Raw genomic sequence first — 4,183 nt, 5'->3', positions numbered from 1 at the left:
GTGGGCGGGGGGTGTGGGGGTTGACTGGGGGCCGGTGTTCGAGGGGTTGTCGCCGTGTCGGGTGGAGTTGCCGACGTATGCGTTCCAGCGCAGCCGCTACTGGCTGGACATGCCCAGGGTGCAGGCCGGGTTGGATCCGGCGCAGGAGGAGTTCTGGCGGATCGTCGAGGACGGCGACGCTGAGGGTTTCGCGGGCACGCTGGGGTTGGACGGGACCGGGGGGCTGGGCGATGTCCTGCCGGCGTTGTCGGCCTGGCGTCGGGGACGGCAGGGCCGGGCGAAGCTGGACAGCTGGCGTTATCGGGTGGTGTGGCGGCCCCACCGGCTCGCCGAAGGGGCTGCGCTCGACGGGACCTGGCTCCTCGTCATCCCCGAAAAGCTGTCGAACGACGACGTGACGGTCCGGACGCGACGCGTTCTGGAGGAAGCCACGCGAGTCGTCCCGGTGGTCGTGCCGGAGCGGGCGGACCGGACGGTCGTCGCCGAACTGCTGGAGGACGCCGTGAAACCGGGGGACGGCCCCGCCGGCGTGCTGTCGCTGCTGGCGCTGGATGACACACCGGACGAGCGCAGCCCGGGCGTCACCAGGGGAGTGCTCGGCTCCATGGCCTTGAGCCAGGCTCTCGCGGACAACGCGATCCACGCCGGACTGTGGTCACTGACGTGCGGAGCCGTCGCCGTCGACGGCGAGGACGAGCCGGTCGCGGGCCAGGCCGCCGCGTGGGGTCTGCTCCGGGTGGCCGCGCTGGACGATCCCGAGCGGTCCGGCGGACTGGTGGACCTCCCGGCGGACGGCGGCGCCGAACTGGCTGCGCAGCTGCCCGCGCTGCTCGCGGCAGGCGATGCGCCCGGCGGAGAGAACGAGTTCGCGCTCCGGACCGGACAGCGGGGCGTGCACGTGCGGAGGATGGTGCGTTCACCGCTCGCCGGCTCCCCCGAGGCGCCGGTGTGGAAGCCGCGAGGCGCCGTACTCGTCACCGGTGGCACCGGCGCACTCGGCGCCCATGTGGCCAGGGATCTCGCCCGCGAGGGCGCCGAACACCTGGTGCTGACCAGCCGGCGCGGTCCCGACGCGCCGGGGGCGGCGGAGCTGGAGCGCGAACTGACCGACCTCGGATGCTCGGTGACCGTCGCCGCCTGCGACGTGGCCGACCGCGGCCGGCTGGCCGCGGTCATACGGGGCATCCCGGAGGAGACCCCCCTGACCGCGGTCGTCCACACCGCGGGCGCCGTCGACCGGGCACGGCCGCTCACGGAGATCGACGCCGCCGAGGCCGTCGAGCTGATGCACGCCAAGGTCGTGGGCGCCGAGAACCTGCACGAGCTGCTGGGCGCACGCCCGTTGGACGCTTTCGTGCTCTTCTCCTCCGGAGCCGGCGTCTGGGGCAACGGCGGCCAGGGGCCGTACGCGGCCGCCAACGCCCACCTCGACGCGCTCGCCGAACGGCGCCGCGCCGCCGGTCTGCCCGCCACGTCCGTCGCCTGGGGCGCCTGGGCCGGCGGCGGCATGGTCGACGCCGAGGTCGGCGAGCAGCTGACGCGCCGCGGAGTGCCCGCGATGGAGCCGGCGCTCGCCGTGCGCGCCCTGCGCGAATCGGTGGCGGCCGACGAGACCACCGTCGTCGTGGCGGACATCCGCTGGGACCGGTTCGTGCCCGCGTACTGCGCCCACGGGCACCGCCCGCTGATCGACGAGATCCCGGATGTCCAGGCCCTGCGGGCCGCGCAGGACGCCGAAGGGGCCGCCGGGCACACGGCGGACGCGAGCACGGTGGCCGACGGGCTCCGTGGCGAACTGGCCGCGCTGCCTGCCGCCAAGCGCAAGCGCCGGCTCGCCGAGCTGGTCCGTACGCACGTGGGCGCGGTCCTCGGCTCCGCAGCCGCCGACGTGGTCAAGCCCGGCCGGGCCTTCCGGGACATGGGATTCGATTCCCTGACCGCCGTCGAACTGCGCAACCGGCTCGGTTCCGCACTCGGCGCCAAGCTCTCCGCGACGCTCGTCTTCGACCACCCGACGCCACAGGCCCTCGCCGACCATCTGGGCGAGGAACTCTTCCCCGAGGACGACCGCGACAGCGCGCTCGACCCCCGGCTGAAGGGGATCGAGGCGGCCTACCGCGCCACCTCGGACCCGGTCGCGAGGGAGGAGCTCGCCGCGGCGCTGCGCGGCCTGCTCGACTCCTGGGCGGCGCCCACCGGCGCACCCACCCCCACGACCGTGGACGACGAACTGGTCGGCGCCTCCGACCAGGACATGTTCGATCTGATCGACAAGGAACTCGGGATCTCCTGAGCGCACCCCCGACACGACTTCCCGATTCTCGAAGGGCTGACTGGCATGGCCAACACGCACAACACCGAGGACAAGCTGCGGGACTACCTCAAGCGCGTCACCACGGACCTGCGACAGACCCGTCACAGGCTCACCGACCTGGAGACGCGGGCGCACGAGCCCATAGCCATCGTGGCCACCGCCTGTCACATGCCCGGTGGAGTGCGCAGCCCGGAGGACCTGTGGCGGATCGTCGCCGACGGCGTCGACACCGTCTCGGACCTGCCGACCGACCGTGGCTGGGACATCGAGGCGCTGTACGACCCCGACCCGGAGCGCATCGGCACCAGCTACGTCCGCCAGGGCGCCTTCCTGCACGACGCGGCCGAGTTCGACGCCGGGTTCTTCGAGATCTCGCCGCGTGAGGCGACCGCCATGGACCCGCAGCAGCGCCTGCTGCTGGAAACCACCTGGGAGGCGTTCGAACGGGCCGGCATCGACCCCACGACGCTGCGCGGCAGCTCCACCGGCGTGTTCGTCGGCGCCAGCAACCAGGCCTACGCGCCCGACGGCGCCCGCGCGCCCGAGGGGATCGAAGGACACCTGCTGACCGGCGGATCCGCCGCCGTGCTGTCGGGGCGCATCTCCTACAGCTTCGGGTTCGAGGGACCGGCCGTCAGCCTCGACACGATGTGCTCCTCCTCGCTGGTCGCCCTCCATCTCGCGGTCCGTGCGCTGCGCTCCGGCGAGTGCTCGATGGCGGTCGCGGGTGGTGTCACCGTCATGGCCAGCATGCGCAACTTCATCGAGTTCAGCCGTCAGCGCGGCCTGGCCCCCGACGGCCGCTGCAAGCCCTTCGCGGCCGGCGCCGACGGCACGGGCTGGGGCGAAGGCGTCGGCGTCCTGCTGCTGGAGCGGCTGTCGGACGCGCAGGCGCAGGGTCATCAGGTGCTGGCGGTGGTGCGGGGTTCGGCGATCAACCAGGACGGTGCGTCGAACGGGTTGACGGCGCCGAACGGTCCGTCGCAGCAGCGGGTGATCCGTGCGGCGCTGGCGGACGCGGGTCTGTCGGCGGCGGACGTGGACGTGGTGGAGGCGCACGGCACGGGGACGAAGCTCGGCGACCCGATCGAGGCGCAGGCGCTGCAGGCGACCTACGGTCAGGAACGCGACGCCGACACCCCGCTGCTGATCGGTTCCCTGAAGTCCAACGTGGGCCACACACAGGCCGCTTCCGGTGTCGTGGGCGTCATCAAGATGGTCGAGTCGCTACGGCACGGCGTCGCCCCCAAGTCGCTCCACGGGGAGGAGCTCACCCCGCACGTCGACTGGTCCCCCGGAACGCTGCGCCTGCTCACCGAGGCGGCCGACTGGCCGGAGACCGGACGGCCGCGCCGCGCCGGCGTCTCTTCCTTCGGAGGCAGCGGCACGAACGCCCACGTCGTCCTCGAGCAGGCTCCGGTCGCCGAACAGACGGAAGCCGCCGGGACGACGGACGCCGGGACGACGGACGCCGGCGCGGCGGACAAGGCGGAAGGGGCCGCTGTCGTCCTGCCCTGGATGCTGTCGGCCCGCTCGGAGGCCGCGCTGAAGGAGCAGGCACAGCGGCTGCTCGACCGCATCGAGTCCGCCGGCCTCTCCGCCGTGGACGTCTCCCACACGCTCGCCACGGGTCGCGCCGCGCTGGAGGAGCGCGCCGTGGTCATCGGCACGGACCAGGCGGGCCTGGTCGACGGCCTGCGCGCCCTGGCCCGGGGTGAACGCTGCCCGAACGCGGCCCGCGGCTTCGCGGAGAGCCCCGGCACCTCCCCCGATCCGGTGTTCGTGTTTCCGGGTCAGGGTGGGCAGTGGGTGGGGATGGCGGTGGAGTTGTTGGATGTGTCGCCGGTGTTCGCTGCGCGGTTCGCGGAG

General features: G+C 73.3%; 2 protein-coding genes. Both read left to right on the top strand.

From position 1 onward, the window contains the following. On the top strand, nt 1-2,293 hold a 2,293-nt coding region (locus tag ACH4ZA_RS39785; RefSeq protein ID WP_398433882.1), incomplete at its 5' end, for an SDR family NAD(P)-dependent oxidoreductase. 45 nt (nt 2,294-2,338) lie between these two features. Then, on the top strand, nt 2,339-4,183 hold a 1,845-nt coding region (locus ACH4ZA_RS39780; RefSeq protein ID WP_398433881.1), incomplete at its 3' end, for a type I polyketide synthase.

The organism is Streptomyces sp. NPDC020597, from assembly GCF_044335095.1.
Classification (GTDB): domain Bacteria; phylum Actinomycetota; class Actinomycetes; order Streptomycetales; family Streptomycetaceae; genus Streptomyces.
The sequence above is the reverse complement of the archived record's forward strand: the minus strand, read 5'-3'. Positions and strand labels throughout refer to the sequence as shown.